Consider the following 16,653-nt stretch of genomic DNA (forward strand, 5'->3'; position numbering starts at 1 on the left):
CCGTGAACAACCATCTCTTCCGACACCTCGCGCCGATCACCGATGAGACCTGGCAGATGCTCGACGACGAGGCCCGTGCGCGCCTCACCCCGGTACTCGGCGGCCGACGGGTGGTCGACTTCGCCGGCCCGCTGGGTTGGGAGCACTCCTCCACCGACATCGGCCGTGTCGGCGCGGTCGTCGACGCCCCGATGGACGGGGTGATCGCCCGACAGCGTGCGTCGCTGCCCCTGACAGAGGTGCGTGCCGACTTCGCGCTCATGCGCAGCGAGCTGGACAGCGCGGCGAGAGGCGCACTCGACGTGGACCTCTCCCCGCTCGACGACGCGGTCACCCGCTTGTCCACGGTGGAGAACGCGGCGATCCTGTCCGGCTGGTCCGCGGCCGGGTACACGGGTGCGACGGCTGCCTCGCCGCACCCACCGCTGACACGGGACGACGACCCGACGCGGTTCGCACAGGTGGTCGCCACGGCGATCGAGACGCTCGCGCGGGCCGGGGTCGGCGGCCCCTACGCCCTGGTTATCGACGCACCGGGCTGGGTGTCGGTCACGAGCGGCAACGACAGCGGTGGTGCGCGGCTGTCCTCGCACATCGAGGCGATCCTCGGCGGGGAGGTCGTCTGGACGCCTGGCATCGAGGGAGCCGTCGTCCTCAGCCGACGTGGCGGCGACTTCCTGTTCGAATCCGGTCAGGACATCGCCCTCGGCTATGCGGCGCACTCGGCCGAGTCGGTGAGCCTCTATCTGGAGGAGAGTTTCAGCTTCCGCGTCGTTACGCCAGAGGCTGCCATCGCGATCCGTTAGCGCGGCGACACGGCTCCGTCGATCGGGTCGGCCAGGGGCGACCGGGTCCGCAGAGACGCCTCGGCCACGCCGACACCCGTCGTGCGGAACCGTCGCTGGTACTCGGAGGGCGTCGTGTTGTACCGTGCCGCGAACGCACGGCGGAAGGCGATCGGGCTGGCGTACCCGGCGGCAGCGGCGACCTGCCCCACCGTGTCCCCGGCCTCCAGCATGCCGAGCGCGACGTCGAGTCGGAGCGAGCCGACGTACTGGATGGGCGTCATGCCCAGCTCGTCCCGGATGACCCGGTTGAGGTGGCGGACGCCGACGTTCGCGTGTGCGGCGATGTCGGCCAACGATCCCGCCCGGGTCGGATCGCCGTGGATGTAGTCCGCGACGGCCTTCGCGATCGAGGTCCGCGCCGGCTTCGCGCGGACGGAGGCGGAGAACTGCGACTGGCCGCCGGACCTGCGCATGTAGACGAGCAGCAACTGCGCGATGGAGCGTGCGACATCCGCACCGTGGTCCTCCTCCACGATCGCGAGCGCGAGGTCGATCCCGGCGGCGACCCCGGCCGAGGAGTAGGTGTCGCCGTCGCGGACGAAGATCGAGTCGGGGCGGACGTCGATGGAAGGGTAGGCGGTGGCGAGCGCGCCGGTGAACTTCCAGTGGGTCGTCGCCGACTTGCCGTCGAGGAGCCCGGTGACCGCGAGGGCGAACGCTCCGCTGCAGATCGATGCCACCCGCTCGGCTCGGGCCGCGAGGTGGCGGACCGCACGCTGCACCTCCTCCGGGCGGTACACCTGTGGTGCGGACTCGCTCCCCGGGACGATCACGAGGTCGAGCGGTCCGCTGTCGGCCGCGGCGGCGTCCACGCCGACCCGGAGTCCCATCGACGTGACGACGTCCTCGCCGTCGTGGGAGAAGAACCGGACGTCGTAGCCGTCGACCCGCTGGTTCGCCTCGGTGAACACCTCGGCCGGGCCGACGAAGTCGAGCGTCTTCACCTGGTCGAACAGAAAGATCCCCACGCGGCGTCGTCGCACGGGTCCTCCAAGGATGGGCTGTGGTCCTGGCTCCTGCTGGGGCGGGCTCATCCCCACATCCTGCCCGACGAGAGCGCCCCGGCCAACGTCGGATTCGACTTCTGTCGCACCTGCCGCCGACGAACGTCCGAAGACTCCGGCCCGGCGCCGGCGTAGCCTCGGTCGGACCGGCCCGCCGCCTGGAATCCGGCCCATCCACTCCACGACGCCCAAGGAGATCCGCTCATGCGACTCGAACGCGCGGGGACCATCCCCCTCGACCTCACCCATCGCACCGCGCTGGTGACCGGCTCGACGAGCGGAATCGGTTACGCCATCGCCGCGCGGCTCGTCGAGGCGGGGGCGGACGTCATCGTCAACGGCCGCGACGCCGATCGCCTCGAGGCCGCCGTCCTCTCGCTCGACACCGAATCGGTCGAGTCGGTCCGGGGGATCACCGCGGACGCGACCACCCGGGAGGGGGCCGAACGGCTCGTCGCTGAGGCCGGTCAGGTCGACATCCTCGTCAACAACCTCGGTGTCTTCGAGGCCGTACCGCCGCTGGACATCACCGACGAGCAGTGGCGGTCGATGTTCGAGGTCAACGTGCTGTCGGCCGCTCGCCTCACCCGACTCCTGCTCCCCGGCATGTCCGGTCGCGGCTGGGGTCGTGTCGTCGACATCGCCAGCGACTCCGCCGTGGTCATCCCCGAGGAGATGATCCACTACGGCATGTCGAAGACCGCCCTCCTCGCGGTGAGCCGCGGCTTCGCGAAGGCTGCCGCAGGGACCGGCGTCACCGTGAACTCGGTGATCGCCGGCCCCACCCACACGCCGGGCGTGGAGACCTTCGTCCGGCAGCTCGTCGGCGACGAGCTCGAGTGGGACGACGCCCAGCGGGAGTTCATGCGTCTGCACCGCCCGCAGTCGCTCATCGGTCGCCTCCTCGAACCCATCGAGATCGCGAACCTCGTGGTGTACCTCGCCTCGCCGCTCGCGTCCGGCACCACCGGCGGCGCGCTCCGGGTCGACGGCGGCTACGTCGACTCGATCCTGCCCTGACGTCGACACCGATCGAGAGCCGAGCGACCCGATGACGACCTCCACTGTTTCGACCCGATCCCGCGTCTCCCACGGTGCCGGATTCTGGATCGTCGCCACCACGTTCCTGCTGGTGATGGCCTACTCGACCGTCCCCACCCCGCTGTACGCGCTGTACCAGGCGAGGGACGGGTTCCCCGTCTCGACGATCACCGTCATCTTCGCCGCCTACGCCGTCGGCGTCGTGTTCAGCCTCTTCTTCGTCGGCCACATCAGCGACTGGGTCGGGCGGCGGCGAATGCTGCTCATCGCGATCCTGATCTCGGCGCTCTCGGCAATGCTGTTCCTCCTCTGGAGCAGCGTGGAGGGGTTGATCGTCGCGCGGGTCGTCAACGGCGTCAGCATCGGCGTGCTCACCGCGACGGCGACCGCTCACCTCGGCGAGCTGCGCGCGGTCGCCCGGCCCGACGAGAACTCGATCGTCGCGGCATCGGTCGCCGGAGCCAGCAACCTGGGCGGTCTCGCCCTCGGACCGCTCATCGGAGGACTCTTCGCCGAGTTCCTCCCGAACCCGCTCGTGCTCCCGCACGCGGTGTTCCTCGTGGCGCTCGTCATCGCCGCGATCGTCATGGTCTCCGTGCCCGAGACCGTCGAACAGAGCGAGCCGCGGAGGCGCTACCGACCACAGCGCCTCGCGGTCCCGGCGTCGTCCCGAGGGGCGTTCATCGCCGCGGGGTTCGGGGCCTTCGCCGGCTTCGCGCTCCTCGGACTGTTCACCTCACTCGCGCCCACCATCCTGATCGGCACCTTCGACGCACCCGACCACCTGCTCGCCGGTGTGACGACCTTCTCCGTGTTCGGAGCCGCCGCGCTCGGTCAGGTCCTGCTCGCCCGACTCCCGTTGCAGCGCCAACTCCTGATCGCGACGGTGAGCTGTGGCACCGGACTCGCCGCGGTCGCCGCGGGGGCGGTCCTGCCGCAGCTGGGGGTCTTCCTCGTCGGCGGTGTCATCGCCGGACTCGGTGTCGGCGTCCTGTTCAAGTCGGCGATCGCGACCGCCGGATCGCTCGCCGACCCCGCCCGCCGGGGCGAGACACTGTCGCTCGTGTTCCTGATCGCCTACTGCGGCCTCGCCCTCCCGGTGCTGGCCATCGGCTTCGCCCTCACCTTCGCACCGGAGATCGACGTACTGCTGATCTTCGTCTCCCTCGTGCTGGTGACGACGGTGCTCGCCGGTGTCGCGATGACCCGGCGAGCGGCCGGCCGGCCCTGACCGGGCCCGGCTGCCACTGAACGGGCGATGTCGGCTTCGGCCTACCCGAACGTCTCGGCGAGGTAGCGATGGACGAGGGAGACCGCCATCGCGCCCTCACCGACGGCCGACGCGACCCGCTTGATGGAGTTGGCGCGGACGTCTCCGGCGGCGAACACGCCGGGCTGGTTCGTCTCGAGGTACAAGGGCTGACGGCGGAGCGGCCAGGCCGACAGCTGCTCCGGCAGCAGGTCGCCTCCGGTGAGCAGGAAGCCGCGAGGGTCCAGTGCGACCGCGGAGTCGCGAGCCCAGGCGGTGTTGGGGCTCCCGCCGATGCAGATGAACAGGCGCGACGCAGGCACCTCGGAGGTCGTCCCCGCCGAGTCGATGGTCAGGCCGCGGAGGCGGTCCTCGCCGTGGAGCGCGGTGACCGTCGTGTCCACGAGGATCTCGACGTTGGGGGCCGCGAGCAAGCGGCGCAGGAGGTAGGTCGACATCGTCGACGAGAGGGAGTGACCGCGGACGAGGACGGTGACCCGCTCAGCGTGCGCTGCGAGGTTCATCGCCGCCTGGCCCGCCGAGTTCGCGCCACCCACGATGTAGACGTGCTCGCCGACGCACGAGGACGCCTCGCTCGTGCCGGCGCCGTAGTAGACGCCGGAGCCCTCCAGCTCGTCCTCCTTCGGCAAGCCGAGGCGACGCCACTGCACCCCCGTCGCGCAGACGACCGCCCGTGCGGAGAGTCGCGAGCCGTCCGCGAGCTCGGCCTGCATGTGGTGGTCGCCGAAGCTCCGGCTCAGGCTGTGACGCATGACGAGCAGTTCCGCGCCGAACGCGATCGCCTGTCGTCGCGCCTGCTCGGCAAGCTCTGCGCCGGAGATGCCGTGCGCGAAGCCGAGGTAATTCTCGATGAGACTGCTGGAACCTGCCTGGCCACCGACGGCATCCCGTTCGACCACGGCGACATCGAGTCCCTCGGACGCCGCATAGACCGCGGCCGAAAGCCCGGCCGGTCCGGCGCCGTAGACGAGCACGTCGTACTCACTGCGTTGCGGTCGCTTGATCCAGCCGAAGTGTTCGGCGATCTGCGCGGGCGTCGGGTCGGCGAGCCGGGTGCCGTCGGGGAAGGCGACGACGGGAAGCCGGGCCTCCGCCAGACCCGAACCGAGCTGTGCCCGACAGTCCTCGTCCGTCTCGACGACCACCGTCTGGAACGGGACACCGCTGCGGGTGAGGTAGTCGCGGATCGCGAAGGCCTCGCGACCGAAGGACCGCTCGAACACGAGCAGTGGTGCGATCGCCACCTCCCCGACGACGGTCATGAACCGAGGAGTCGTTCCCACTGGGCGGGGACACGATCGTGCGGCCCGGGGACCGTCTGCGAGCGTGGGTGACTGAGCGGGGGCGCGAGGGTCGGACCGACGAACGACTCCTCCGTGCCGTAGTCGTAGAACCAGTCCTCACCCGGCTCGTAGCTCCGGATCACGCGATGACCGGTGGTGGTCGCGTGCTTCGTCGCGTGCTTGTTCAGGGAGTCGTCGCAGCATCCGATGTGCCCGCAGAACGTGCAGCGGCGGAGATGCAGCCACCAGCTGTCGGTCGCCTCGCACTCGACGCAACCGGGCCCGGACGGCGGGACGTCCGGCTTGATGTACTGCTCGACGTCGTCCATGGTGGACCTCATCTCGGCTCGTGCTGCGGTGACGTGGACTCACCGTACGGCCCTCCGTGCGCGGCCCGCTTCGACCTCAGTCGGAAATCGAAGGCTCGTCAACCGTTCGTTCGCGCAGCATCCCGTCAGCCCCGGGCGTTCTGCACGATCGCGGTCAGGGCGTCGAGATAGGAGTCGAAGGCGACCCTGCCCTCCGTCGTGAGTGCGATACGGCGTCCGCGGCGGTCCGTGTCGCTCTTCCCGACCTCGATCACCCCGGCGTCGGCGAGCGCCGAGAGGTGTTTCGAGAGCGCCGACTTGCTGACGCCGGTGATGCGCAGGAGCGAGGCGAAGTCGGTGTACTCGGCGGGCGCCAGTGCGGACAGCAGGGCGAGGCGGGCAGGCTCGTGGAAGAGCGGGTTCAGCGCCTGGCGGCTGACCGCGGCGTCTTCGGCTGCATCGTCGTCAGGCATCGCGCGACCCCGACCGTCCGCCGAGCGGCGTGGAGCCGTTCGCGAGGCGCACCAGTGCGGGCAGACAGACGGCGAACACGACGACGGCTGCGACGACCGCGGACACCGTGTTCGGTATGGAGACACCTGCGGAACGGGCGATCCACTGGGTCACGACGTAGACCACGGCGACCGCCACGCCGCTCGCGGTGAGCAGCAGTACGCCGGTCCGGTCCGACCAGTCGAGGCGGAGCCTCACCGGGCGCGCGAGGGACAGAGCGACGAACCCGATGGCGACGAGTCCGAGCAGCCAGACCATGTCGAGGTCGACGACGACCCCGAGCGCGGTGATGAGTACCGCGGTGAGGATGGCGGTGGTGAGCGCTCCCTGGCGGGCGGAGCGGCGCGAGGCGTCTCGTGCCTGGTTCAAGCGGTCCTGTGCGTCTTCATGATCCATGATCGACCTCCAGTCGTTGCGTCTGAAGAAACTATCATAGTGTTTCCCCAAAGGAAACAACCATCGGGCGCGACGCTTGCCATCGCACCACGGCCTCCCCTAGACGGCGAGCGTCACGTGCCGACCGAGCGCTTCGATCGCGGCCTCGTCGCGCTGATAGTGCGACCACTGGCCGATCCGGGTGCACGTCACGAGGCCGGCACGCTGGAGCGTGGCCATGAACTGCGAGGCGGTCGACTGCGACACCTCGGCCCTCGCCTGGATGTGCTTGAGGCACACGCCGACCTCGGCCGCCGGTTGATCCTGCGGCGGGAACGACTCGGGATCCTTCAACCACCCCAGGATGGCCAGGCGCGTCGGGTGGCCGAGCGCCTTGAAGACCGCCACCAGGTCCAACTCGTCAGCGTTCGTCATACGTCGACCATATCGCAATATCGCGATTCCACGATGTTGTGCAACACTGTGGATCGGTAAATCGCGATCTAACGATGGAGATGTCATGGCGCAACACACAGCACTGGTGGTCGGAGCCCGCGGAGTGATCGGCGGGAACCTGATCACCCACCTCGAGGGGCTCGGCTGGGACGTGATCGGGTTGTCCCGCCGCGGCGGTACCGACCGGGGATCCGTCAGGCACCTCGCGGTGGACCTGCTCGACCGCGACGCGACCATCCACCAGTTGCGGGGTCTGTCGGAGGTGACGCACCTGTTCTACGCCGCGTACCAGGACCGCCCGAGCTGGGCCGAGCTCGTCGCACCGAACCTCGCGATGCTCACGAACGTCGTCGATGCCGTCGAACCCGTCGCGCCGGGCCTCGAGCACATCAGTCTGATGCAGGGCTACAAGGTCTACGGCGCGCACCTGGGACCCTTCGCGACACCCGCGAAGGAGTCCGACCCGCCGCACATGCCGCCGGAGTTCAACGTCGACCAGCAGCAGTTCCTCGAGCGCCGCCAGGTCGGGGCCACCTGGTCGTGGTCGGCCTTACGGCCGTCGGTCGTCGCCGGGATCGGCCTGGGCAACCCGATGAACCTGGCGATGGTCATCGCCGTCTACGCGTCCATGAGCAAGGAACTGGGCATCCCGTTGCGATTCCCCGGAAAGCCCGGCGCGTACACGAGCCTGATCGAGATGACGGACGCCGACCTCCTCGCGAAGGCCACCGTGTGGGCCGCGACGCACGAGGCCGGACGCAACGAGGCGTTCAACATCACGAACGGCGACGTGTTCCGGTGGTCGTCGATGTGGCCGAAGATCGCCGCCTTCTTCGACCTCGACGTCGCGCCGCCACTCGAGATGAGCCTCGCCGAGGTGATGGCCGACAAGGAGGCCCTGTGGAACGCGATGGTCGAGCGGCACGGCCTCGCGCCCACCAGCTACGCCGAGGTGTCGTCGTGGGCGTTCGGTGACTTCGTCTTCGCGTGGGACTACGACGTCATCGCCGACACCTCGAAGTCCCGCCGGGCCGGGTTCCACGAGTACGTCGACACGGAGGCGATGTTCCTCCGTATCTTCCAGGACCTCCGCGATCAGCGACTCATCCCGTAGGCGCAGGAGCCCGCCTACTGCTCGAAGGCGGCGAGCGCGACGCTCGCCGCCTCCGCGACCAACGCGTCGTCGTACTCGGCGTCCGGGTCGAGGGTGTTCGTGAGGATCGTCAGGACGATCGGGTCGCCGCCCGGCCGGTCGATGATCGCGATGTCGTTCCGGATCCCACCCGCACCCCCAGACTTGTCGGCCACCTGCCATCCCGCCGGAGCACCGGCCCGGATCAGCGTGTCGCCCGTCGCGTTGCCGCTCATCCAGGCGAGGAGCGTCGCCCGGTCGGCGGGCTCCAGGTAGGAGCCGTCGACGAGGCGGGTCAGGTTGTCGGTGAACGCGGCAGGGGTGGTGGTGTCATCGGTGCTGCCCGGTTCGATCACGTTCAACAGCGGCTCCGCGTTGACGACCTCGGTCACCTCATCGCCGAGCGAGACGAGGGCGGCGTCCAGCGCGGCGGGCCCACCGATCCGCGCGAGGACGAGGTTGAGGGCCGTGTTGTCGCTCCGCCGGACGGCGGCCTCGGCGAGCTGCGACAGGGTCAGGCCGGTCTCGACCTGTTCACTCGTCACCGGCGAATAGCCGGCCGCCTCGACATCCTCAGCCGACCAGGTGACGACTTCGTCACGCGCCGAACCGCGCACCTCGTGGAGGAAGACCGCTGCGGCGAGCGCCTTGATCGTCGAGGCGTACCCGAAGCGCTCGTCAGCCCGGTAGGACAGGCGCGCGCCGGTCCCGGTGTCGACGGCGCTGATGCCGACGCGCGCGCCGAACTCGGCCTCCAGGGCTTGGAACTCGCCGGACAGGTCGGGCGTCGACGTGGGCGGCGCCGACGTTGGCGCCGAGGTTGGGGAGCTCGGCGACGCCGACGGGGACGGAGTAGCGGAGGCGCACCCCACGAGTCCGAACACCAGCCCACCGGCCAGGGCGACGGCGACGACGCCACCGGTGCTCCGCGTCATCGACGAACGCCGGCCTGCCCGGCGACCTGCTGATCGAGGCGCTCGAGGTCCGCCTCGACCATCGCGACATCCCGCGCGAACGCGTCGTCGTCCAGCTCGATCTGTCGGACGGTGAACACCACCTCGGCACCCTCTGGATGGGCCAGCACGCGGACCGGGTTGGTCACGACGGTCCCCGACGGCAGGGTGACGTCGTGGTCGAGCACGCCGAAGCGGTTGCGCTCGACGAACCGGACCTCCACCCGACCCATCGGCGACTCGACGAAGAGTGTGTCGCCCTCGCGGACCACCTCGGCCTGCGCGAGACCGGCCGCCCACCGTGGGAGATTGTCGATGTCGGACGCGTATTCGTAAACGGCTTCCGGCGAAGCGCCGATGACCCGGCTCACATGGTGACTTCTCATGACCGCATCCTGCCACCTCGGTGTGGGATCCATCCGCCACGTCCCGCCTGCGGATGATGCTCCGCGAGCGGGATCGTCCTGCGGGCTGACGATTCGACCATCGACGATTTGTAGCCTGGAGGCATGCCCGGCATCACCCGCAGTCGACCGCCCTTGCCATCACCGGCCCCCATGGAACAGCGACGTCGTCGGCGTCGGCGTGGCCTCATCGCTGCCGTCGTCACGGCATCATTCCTCGCGCTGGTGGTCGGCGGCGCGGTCGTCGCCGCGCCGCTCCTGCGGTCGTACGGGATCTACCTCGTCCCACCATCGCCGCAGACGTATGCGGAGGTCGCGCTGGATGCGATGCAGCGGGGCGTGGACGCGACGCCGGACCGCTACACGCAGGTGCGGGAGCGGGCTCTGGCCTCAGTCGCGGACGCCTCCGACTATGCCGACACCTACGGGCCGCTCACGAAGGCGGCGGCCGAGCTCGGCGGCCCCCACACCACCTTCAACGATCCTGCGACCGCGGCCGAACTGTTCGGGCCGTCGTCGGGATCGAAAGCGGAGAACGAACTGCCCACCGTCACGAGCGCTGACGGCGTGACGACCATCCGCCTCCCGACACTCATCGGTGGCGGCTCCGGAAAGGACTCCTTCGGCCAGCGGTACATCGACACGGCCGTCGATGCGATCACCGCCGCCAGGCCCGACACGTCGGCGTGGGTGGTCGACCTGCGGGACAACCACGGCGGCAACGTGTGGCCCATGCTGGCTGCCGTGGCACCACTGCTCGATGACGGGACCGTCGAGACCTTCGAGTCCGTCGACAGGTCGACGGTCGTCTCGGTGTCGGGCGGCGGCGTCTCGTCCGACGGCAATCGACAGAGCGCGGCGACGAAGCCGCAGCCGAAGGTGGACGGTCCGATCGCCGTGGTCATCGACGGGATGACCGGCAGCTCCGCGGAGGCGGTCGCGATCGCCTTCATCGGGCAGTCGGACGTGCGCGTGTTCGGTCAGCCGAGCTACGGCTTCAGCACGGCGAACCAGCCGGTCCGCCTCTACGACGGCGCGGTCGTCAACCTGACGGTCGCCGTCGACGCCGATCGCACCGGCAAACGCTACGGTGTCCCGATCCAGCCCGACACCGTCGTCGAGGACTTCACGCAGCTGCCCGCGGTGATCGGCGCGTGGGTCGCCGACCGCGGCTGAACGATCCGTCCACCGAGAGTGCCGGTTCTGCTCGTCCGAGCACGCCCAGCGAGCAGAACGAGCACTCTCGGCCACTCGGAACTGGACGTCTGCGGCAACCGGTTTGGACAGGTGTCGGGACTTTCGACTGGCCGTCGAAACCGCCGCTTCGCCGCGTTACCGTGGTCGCGCTCCCACATTCCGTGGAAGTGGAATTCGCGAGAGTCGTTCCGAGCACGGCTTGGCTCGACATGAGCTTGGAGGTCAGTCATGCCATTCGTGACAACGGACGACGGCACGGAAATCTACTACAAGGATCTGGGCGACCCGACGGCGCAGCCCATCATGTTCCACCACGGTTGGCCGCTGTCGTCGGACGACTGGGACGCCCAGGTGCTCTTCTTCCTGTCGAAGGGGTACCGCGTCGTGGCCAGCGATCGACGCGGTCACGGGCGGTCCTCGGAGATCGGCTCAGGCCACGACATGGACCACTACGCCAGCGACGTGTCGGCGGTCGTCGAGCACCTCGACCTGCGCAACGTCGTCCACATCGGGCACTCGACGGGTGGCGGCCAGGTCGCTCGGTACGTCGCCAAGTACGGAGAGCCGCAGGGTCGTGTGGCGAAGGCCGTGCTGGTCTCGTCCGTGCCTCCGCTGATGGTGCAGACCGACGCCAACCCCGAAGGGACGCCCATCTCGGTCTTCGACGGCTTCCGGAGCGCGCTCGCCGCGAACCGGGCGGAGTTCTTCCGGGCCGTGGCTTCGGGCCCGTTCTACGGCTTCAACCGTGACGGTGTCACCGTGTCCCAGCCCGTCATCGACAACTGGTGGCGTCAGGGCATGACCGGCAGCGCCGTGGCGCACTACGAGGGCATCAAGGCGTTCTCCGAGACCGACCAGACCGAGGACCTCAAGGCGATCTCCGTGCCGGTCCTCTGCATGCAGGGTGATGACGACCAGGTCGTGCCGTACAAGGACGCCGTCATCAAGCAGGCCGAGCTCCTCAGCAACGCGACCCTCAAGGTCTACGAGGGCTTCCCGCACGGCATGCTGACCACCCACGCCGACATCATCAACCCCGACCTCCTCGCTTTCATCGAGCAGTAAGGGAACCACCACCGGAGACGGACGGCGCACCCGGGTCATCTCGGGTGCGCCGTTCGTGCGTCGCGTCCCCTCCGGCAGGCTGCGATCCCCCGAGATGCTTCGATCGCCAACCGGCCGACCACTGCACCTCGGGTACGACCTCCGTGAGAGAGTTCGTACATGACGCAACGCTCCAAGCGCTCCACACGACAACGCCGGGCGGCGGAACAACGCGCGGCTGAGCGTCGACTCCGGCGCCGCGCCTGGCTCATCTTCGGTGCCGTGGTGATCGTCGTGCTCGGGGTCGGAATCGCCTTCGCCATCATGTCGGGAGAGCTCGGTTTGATCCTCAGCGCGGCCATCGGTCTGCCTGCTCTTGCCGGCGTCGCGGCAGCGATCCAACATCGGCTCCTGCAGGGGGATGACACCGAGGACAACGACCTCTACGCCGCAGGGAATACGTGGATCGGATGACACGAGACGCGACCGACTTCCCACGGACCCACCACCTCGGCCGGATCGACGTCGTGACGCTCGACGACATCGCCGCCCTCAGTCAGGACGTCGCACTCGACATCGAGCAGGTGCAGGCGGCTTGGCCTGCGTTCGAGAACTCATTCGACTCGCTGCAGGGGCGCACGATGATGGGCCTGGTCTACGGAGGAAGTGACAGGTACCGCATGGCGTCCGCGCGGCTGGACCGGGATGCCGACAACCCGCTCGGCCTGGACGAGACCGTGGTCCCCGGCGGGGACTACCTCAGGCTGCGTCTTCGCGGCGAGGTGCCCGGCGTCTACGCCCGGATCGGCGACGCCTTCGAGGTGCTCTTCGACCTCGCCGATCACGACGAGAGCCGTCCGCACATCGAGCACTATCGGCGCGAGGGCGAGGTCGATTGCCTCGTTCCGGTCAGGTCGCCGCGCTGAGCTGTCGGCTCAGCTCACCAACGGGTACCAGTGTCGGTCGCGCAGCTGATGCTCGTCATCGTCGAGACGCACCCACGTGCCGTGAGCCTTCGGAGTCGCGTCCGAAGCCCACACGCCGAAGTGGGCGACCGGCGCCGGCCAGTCGTATCCGTCGGCCGGTGCCTCCACGACGTTGCGTACGGCACCGATGAAGTGCATGCCCGTGTGCTCACCGGTGATGCGTTGCGCCAGTTCACGAACGGCCGCCGTGCCGTCGGCATCATCGGATGCGGTCTCGAGCATCGGGAGATCGAGCCGACCTGTCCCCTGCCTCGGCACGCAGAACACCCGGTCGGAGTGGCGGAGGAGCAAGCGTACGACCGACATCGGCCGGGGTGGCGTCGTCCGGCGGACCACCTCGGCCCGGCCTCCCGGGGGAAGCCACGGCGCATCGTGCGTCACGTGGACGAGCGTCTCGTCTTCGTTCACGCCGCGAGCGTACCGGAACCCAGGGAGCATGACCGGTGCGCCTGCTCGAGCTCTCGGTCAGATGCGTTCAGCGAGATCGTTACTCGTTTGCCACTCCCAGCGGCGGGAGGATGCCCTGGGCCGCCGCCACGGCTCGGGCGACGATGAGCGGCGGGTCGACGATCGCTCCGGTGGCGATCAGCGCGTCGAGCTCCGACAGCGGGATGCGCACGAGCCGCACCTGCTCCGCGGGATCCGACAGGTCTGCCAGGCCGGGGCGGATGCCTCGAGTCGAGATGAACAGGTGTGTCGGCCAGGACGCTCGCCCCGGGTTCATGAAGAAGGTGTGCAGCGGTCGGAGGTCGTCCGGAACGATACCGAGCTCTTCTTCGAGCTCACGCCGGGCGGCATCGAGCGGGGCTTCGTCTGTTCGACCGGCACCGCCCGGCAGGTCGTGGATCCAGCGGTCGAGCGGGTATCGGTACTGACGTGCGAGGAGCACGTCGTCGCCGTCGATGATCAGCGAGGCGACGGAGAAGGGAACGCTCTCGTCGACGAGATAGCTCGACCGCGACCCGTCCGGCAATCGGACCTCGTGATCGACCAAGGTCACTCGACCTCGCTGGACCGTCGTCTTCCCGAGCGTGGTCCAACGTGATTCATCCGGAACAGGCATCCGCCCACCCTACGGTCGAGTGCCGTCCGGCGATCATGTCGTCAGCGGAAGTCGCCCAGCTGACGCTCGACGGGCACCGTGCCCTCGACGATCACGTCACCGGTGTGCGCGGTCGTGACGGTCTCGATCAAGACGATCTCGACCTCCTCGTCGGCGATGGGATTGTGCTGCACGCCCCGCGGCACCACGAAGAACTGGCCCGGCGTGAGCACGACCTCCTCATCGTCGGGGAGCTGGATACGGAGCGTGCCCGAGACGACGAGGAACATCTCGTCTTCGTTCGCGTGGTCGTGCCAGACCAACTGGCCGAGGAGCTTCGCCACCTTCACGTATTGATCGTTGACCCGCCCGACCACTCGAGGAGTCCAGTGGGCCTCGACCTGTCGGAGTTCGGCGGCGATATCGATTCCGTGGAGAGCAGTCATGCATCCATCGTCTCGCGACTGACGTACCTCGTGGCACGGTATCGCCCCTCAGTCTCGGTGCGCGCCGGCTTCCGACCACACAACTGCAGCACTGAGCGCGCCGGTTGCACGATCTCAGCGCTCTCCACATCCGACTCGGTGCCGACATCAGGGCCATCCGGAGTCCGATGCGATGCCGGTGGCAAGTCCATACGGTCGAGGTATGCCGCTCTCTATCCCGCATCGCCGCGCCCTCCTACCGTTCGCTGCGGTGACCCTCTTCGCTCTCACCCTCCTCATCGCCCCAGCGCCGGGCAGCGTCAGCGTCGTCGGCACGCGCTGGCTCGCCGCCCTCGGCTCGGCCATCCCGAACGTCGAACTCGCCTCGGAGATCGGCCTCGCACTCCTGGCGGCGACGACCATGTCGACGGCTGCGTTCGCCTGGGTCCGCCACCCGGAACGGCGGGCGCGGCTGCTCGCCGGCGCCGCCGGGGTCGGCCTCGCCTACGCCGCGAGCGAGGGACTGAAACTCCTCTTCGCCCAACCTCGACCATGCACCCGGTGGTCGATCGTGACCGAATGCCCGCCGGCCGGCGACTGGTCACTGCCGTCGAATCACGCGACGCTCGCGTTCGGAGCGACCGTCGTCATAGCGATCGCCGTCGGCCGTTGGTGGGTCACATGCTCGGCGCTCGCGCTGGCGGCGCTCGTCGCCGCCGGCCGGGTCGTGCAAGGCGTGCACTACGTCCATGATGTCGCGATGGGAGCGGTCCTGGGCCTGGCGATCACGACCGTCCTCATCGTTGCGACAGTGGCATGGCAGCGCCGCTCAGCCGCGACCCGCTCGTCATCGGGGAGACGGTGACGACAGCCGTGACCCGACGGCGCACCTCACCTACGATGACGTGATGGTCGACGACAACGAGCGCGGATTCCGTCGCGCCCTCATCGAAGCGAGCGCCTATTTCGGGCTCGATCATGAACGCCTCGAGCCGCTCGGCGGGATGACCGGGCGGGTGTTCGGGATCGACGACGCCGTGCTGCGCCTCGGTTCCCCGGAGACGATCGCGCACGAACTCGCCGCTGCGAACGCAGCCTCCGTGGCGGTGCCGGTCCCGGCGACCGTCGGCACCTTCGTCCCGACCGACGGTGGACCATGGGCGGCCGCGCTCATCGAGCGGGTCGACGGCACTGTCGCCGCCGATCTCAGCGGCGTGACCGCGGAGCGGGCCTTCACCCGGGGTCTGGCCTGTGGTCGTGCGCAGGCGGCGCTGTGGACGGTCGCCGCTCCGCCGGCGTTCGCCTCCATCGACGGCGAGCGCTCGCTCCTGCATCTCGATCTCCACCCGTTGAACATCCTGCTGGGGCCGGACGACCGCGTGACCGCCGTCATCGACTGGACCAACGCCGCAGCCGGGTCGCCGGACTACGACCGGGCCAGGACCTCCGCCATCTTCCGGCTGGACCCGCACGCGATACCGCTGCTCGACCAGCCGATGTGGCGGGCGTTCCTCGCGGGCTGGACCGACGGCGCGAGCCTCGACGACGCGTCGACGGCTGCGCGCATCTGGGCCTGCCGGTTCATGCTGCACGATCTGCAGCATCGCCACCCCGGGGATGCACTCGACCACGTGCGTCACGAGCTGGAGGTCCTCAAGCAGGCCGCCGAGAGTGCGCAATCCGTCCCCTGACGCTCCGGTCAAGAGCAGAACGGGCACTTTGGGCGGCGGCGTGACATCGGCCGGTACCGCATGGCGATCATGCGTGTCTGGCCCCTGCCAGACTGGCATCGATGATCATCCGCACCGAACGAACCACCCTCGAACCGATCTCACCGGCGCTCGCGCGACGCATCGTCGAACGCGATGAGCGCGACGGTGACGCCTGGCACCCGGAGTACCCCTTCGCCGACGAGCTCGGCCCGCTCCGTGGCCTCGCGGAATCGACCACTGGCGACCCGATCTTCACGATGTACCTCATCCGTGACGCCGACGGGTCGGCCGTCGGTGGCTTCGGCTTCTTCGGTCCACCCGACAGCACTGGTCGCGTCGAGTTCGGCTACGGTCTCGTTCCCGCCGCTCGCGGGGTCGGACTCGCGACGGAAGCGGTCGTCGGCGCACTGTCGTTCGTCGCAGCGCATGGCGCAGAACGGGCGGCCGCGGAGACCGACGTCACCAACCTCGCATCCCAGCGGGTCCTCCTGAAGGCGGGACTCGCCGAGACCGGACGCACGGCCACGACGGTGTCGTTCGCGCGCGAACTCTGACAGGAGATGCCAGCCATGGTCGAGGGCTGATGCCCCTCGCCCTCGCACGACGTGAGGAGACCGTCTGGGTTCCGGGGAACGATGTATGGATCCCGTGAGGACTGGT

22 protein-coding genes are annotated in these 16,653 nt (G+C 69.1%); 11 read left to right on the plus strand and 11 right to left on the minus strand.

The features are described 5' to 3' along the window. The first annotated feature begins 2 nt into the window (after window positions 1–2). On the plus strand, window positions 3–806 hold the full coding sequence (locus tag ACLIME_RS13150; RefSeq protein ID WP_411557187.1) for a family 1 encapsulin nanocompartment shell protein: 804 nt from the start codon (window positions 3–5) through the stop codon (window positions 804–806). On the opposite strand, the gene ACLIME_RS13155 is transcribed toward ACLIME_RS13150, so the two are convergent. Next, window positions 803–1,816, minus strand: coding sequence for a GlxA family transcriptional regulator (locus ACLIME_RS13155; protein WP_411557188.1), 1,014 nt, complete (start codon window positions 1,814–1,816; stop codon window positions 803–805). The genes ACLIME_RS13150 and ACLIME_RS13155 overlap by 4 nt on opposite strands. Window positions 1,817–2,056: 240 nt before the next feature. Here ACLIME_RS13155 and ACLIME_RS13160 point away from each other — a divergent pair, with 240 nt between their 5' ends. Then, entirely contained in the window at window positions 2,057–2,872 is an 816-nt protein-coding gene (locus ACLIME_RS13160; RefSeq protein WP_228501397.1) for an SDR family NAD(P)-dependent oxidoreductase, read from the plus strand. Between the two features lie 31 nt (window positions 2,873–2,903). Continuing rightward, window positions 2,904–4,124 carry an MFS transporter gene (locus ACLIME_RS13165; protein ID WP_411557189.1) on the plus strand — a complete coding sequence of 407 codons (1,221 nt, stop codon included), beginning with the start codon at window positions 2,904–2,906 and terminating at the stop codon, window positions 4,122–4,124. A 41-nt stretch (window positions 4,125–4,165) separates the two neighbouring features. Here the strand turns inward: ACLIME_RS13165 and ACLIME_RS13170 are convergent, their stop codons facing one another. The 5 genes from ACLIME_RS13170 to ACLIME_RS13190 form a co-directional block, all read right to left on the minus strand. Continuing rightward, window positions 4,166–5,425, minus strand: coding sequence for an FAD-dependent oxidoreductase (locus tag ACLIME_RS13170; RefSeq protein ID WP_411557190.1), 1,260 nt, complete (start codon window positions 5,423–5,425; stop codon window positions 4,166–4,168). Beyond that, a complete protein-coding gene (locus ACLIME_RS13175) occupies window positions 5,422–5,775 on the minus strand; it encodes a UBP-type zinc finger domain-containing protein (RefSeq protein WP_079704193.1) in 354 nt (117 codons plus the stop codon). Before ACLIME_RS13175 ends, ACLIME_RS13170 begins: the two co-directional genes overlap by 4 nt. 125 nt (window positions 5,776–5,900) lie before the next feature. Beyond that, window positions 5,901–6,227 carry a transcriptional regulator gene (locus ACLIME_RS13180; protein ID WP_411557191.1) on the minus strand — a complete coding sequence of 109 codons (327 nt, stop codon included), beginning with the start codon at window positions 6,225–6,227 and terminating at the stop codon, window positions 5,901–5,903. Beyond that, the gene (locus ACLIME_RS13185) at window positions 6,220–6,663 is read right to left on the minus strand and encodes a hypothetical protein (RefSeq protein WP_411557192.1); all 444 of its coding nucleotides are present in this window, start codon (window positions 6,661–6,663) and stop codon (window positions 6,220–6,222) included. The genes ACLIME_RS13180 and ACLIME_RS13185 overlap by 8 nt, the downstream gene beginning before the upstream one ends. Before the next feature lie 99 nt (window positions 6,664–6,762). Next, complete coding sequence (locus ACLIME_RS13190) at window positions 6,763–7,077, minus strand: ArsR/SmtB family transcription factor (RefSeq protein WP_124767719.1); 315 nt, start codon at window positions 7,075–7,077, stop codon at window positions 6,763–6,765. An 85-nt stretch (window positions 7,078–7,162) separates the two neighbouring features. Here ACLIME_RS13190 and ACLIME_RS13195 point away from each other — a divergent pair, with 85 nt between their 5' ends. Further along, window positions 7,163–8,212 (plus strand): SDR family oxidoreductase, encoded by a 1,050-nt coding sequence (locus tag ACLIME_RS13195; RefSeq protein WP_411557193.1) that lies wholly within the window; start codon window positions 7,163–7,165, stop codon window positions 8,210–8,212. A 14-nt stretch (window positions 8,213–8,226) separates the two neighbouring features. Here the strand turns inward: ACLIME_RS13195 and bla are convergent, their stop codons facing one another. Beyond that, the gene (gene bla / locus ACLIME_RS13200) at window positions 8,227–9,165 is read right to left on the minus strand and encodes a class A beta-lactamase (RefSeq protein WP_411557194.1); all 939 of its coding nucleotides are present in this window, start codon (window positions 9,163–9,165) and stop codon (window positions 8,227–8,229) included. Continuing rightward, the gene (locus tag ACLIME_RS13205; protein WP_274498786.1) at window positions 9,162–9,569 is read right to left on the minus strand and encodes an SRPBCC family protein; all 408 of its coding nucleotides are present in this window, start codon (window positions 9,567–9,569) and stop codon (window positions 9,162–9,164) included. Before ACLIME_RS13205 ends, bla begins: the two co-directional genes overlap by 4 nt. Before the next feature lie 123 nt (window positions 9,570–9,692). Between ACLIME_RS13205 and ACLIME_RS13210 the strand changes: the two genes are divergently transcribed. From ACLIME_RS13210 to ACLIME_RS13225, 4 genes are all read left to right on the plus strand, one after another. After that, entirely contained in the window at window positions 9,693–10,763 is a 1,071-nt protein-coding gene (locus tag ACLIME_RS13210; RefSeq protein WP_086472352.1) for a S41 family peptidase, read from the plus strand. 249 nt (window positions 10,764–11,012) lie between these two features. Then, window positions 11,013–11,849 (plus strand): alpha/beta fold hydrolase, encoded by an 837-nt coding sequence (locus ACLIME_RS13215; RefSeq protein WP_411557195.1) that lies wholly within the window; start codon window positions 11,013–11,015, stop codon window positions 11,847–11,849. 159 nt (window positions 11,850–12,008) lie between these two features. Continuing rightward, complete coding sequence (locus ACLIME_RS13220; RefSeq protein ID WP_411557196.1) at window positions 12,009–12,302, plus strand: hypothetical protein; 294 nt, start codon at window positions 12,009–12,011, stop codon at window positions 12,300–12,302. A 53-nt stretch (window positions 12,303–12,355) separates the two neighbouring features. Then, the gene (locus tag ACLIME_RS13225; protein WP_411557197.1) at window positions 12,356–12,754 is read left to right on the plus strand and encodes a GyrI-like domain-containing protein; all 399 of its coding nucleotides are present in this window, start codon (window positions 12,356–12,358) and stop codon (window positions 12,752–12,754) included. Between the two features lie 9 nt (window positions 12,755–12,763). Here ACLIME_RS13225 and ACLIME_RS13230 read toward each other — a convergent pair whose 3' ends face one another. The 3 genes from ACLIME_RS13230 to ACLIME_RS13240 all read right to left on the minus strand — a co-directional run bounded on the left by ACLIME_RS13230 (window position 12,764) and on the right by ACLIME_RS13240 (window position 14,302). Next, the gene (locus ACLIME_RS13230) at window positions 12,764–13,222 is read right to left on the minus strand and encodes an NUDIX hydrolase (protein ID WP_411557198.1); all 459 of its coding nucleotides are present in this window, start codon (window positions 13,220–13,222) and stop codon (window positions 12,764–12,766) included. Window positions 13,223–13,301: 79 nt separating this feature from the next. Next, window positions 13,302–13,814: an NUDIX hydrolase gene (locus ACLIME_RS13235; RefSeq protein ID WP_241160969.1), complete on the minus strand. Its 513-nt coding sequence runs from the start codon at window positions 13,812–13,814 to the stop codon at window positions 13,302–13,304. Between the two features lie 104 nt (window positions 13,815–13,918). Further along, the gene (locus ACLIME_RS13240) at window positions 13,919–14,302 is read right to left on the minus strand and encodes a cupin domain-containing protein (protein WP_079704208.1); all 384 of its coding nucleotides are present in this window, start codon (window positions 14,300–14,302) and stop codon (window positions 13,919–13,921) included. A gap of 250 nt (window positions 14,303–14,552) precedes the next feature. Between ACLIME_RS13240 and ACLIME_RS13245 the strand changes: the two genes are divergently transcribed. The 3 genes from ACLIME_RS13245 (at window position 14,553) to ACLIME_RS13255 (ending at window position 16,547) form a co-directional block, all read left to right on the plus strand. Further along, window positions 14,553–15,146: a phosphatase PAP2 family protein gene (locus ACLIME_RS13245; RefSeq protein ID WP_411557199.1), complete on the plus strand. Its 594-nt coding sequence runs from the start codon at window positions 14,553–14,555 to the stop codon at window positions 15,144–15,146. Window positions 15,147–15,189: 43 nt separating this feature from the next. After that, on the plus strand, window positions 15,190–15,972 hold the full coding sequence (locus ACLIME_RS13250) for a phosphotransferase (protein ID WP_411557200.1): 783 nt from the start codon (window positions 15,190–15,192) through the stop codon (window positions 15,970–15,972). 101 nt (window positions 15,973–16,073) lie between these two features. Continuing rightward, window positions 16,074–16,547: a GNAT family N-acetyltransferase gene (locus ACLIME_RS13255; protein ID WP_411557201.1), complete on the plus strand. Its 474-nt coding sequence runs from the start codon at window positions 16,074–16,076 to the stop codon at window positions 16,545–16,547. Window positions 16,548–16,653: the final 106 nt, after the last annotated feature.

It is taken from the genome of Plantibacter sp. MPB07 (genome assembly GCF_046619465.1).
GTDB lineage: Bacteria > Actinomycetota > Actinomycetes > Actinomycetales > Microbacteriaceae > Plantibacter > Plantibacter auratus.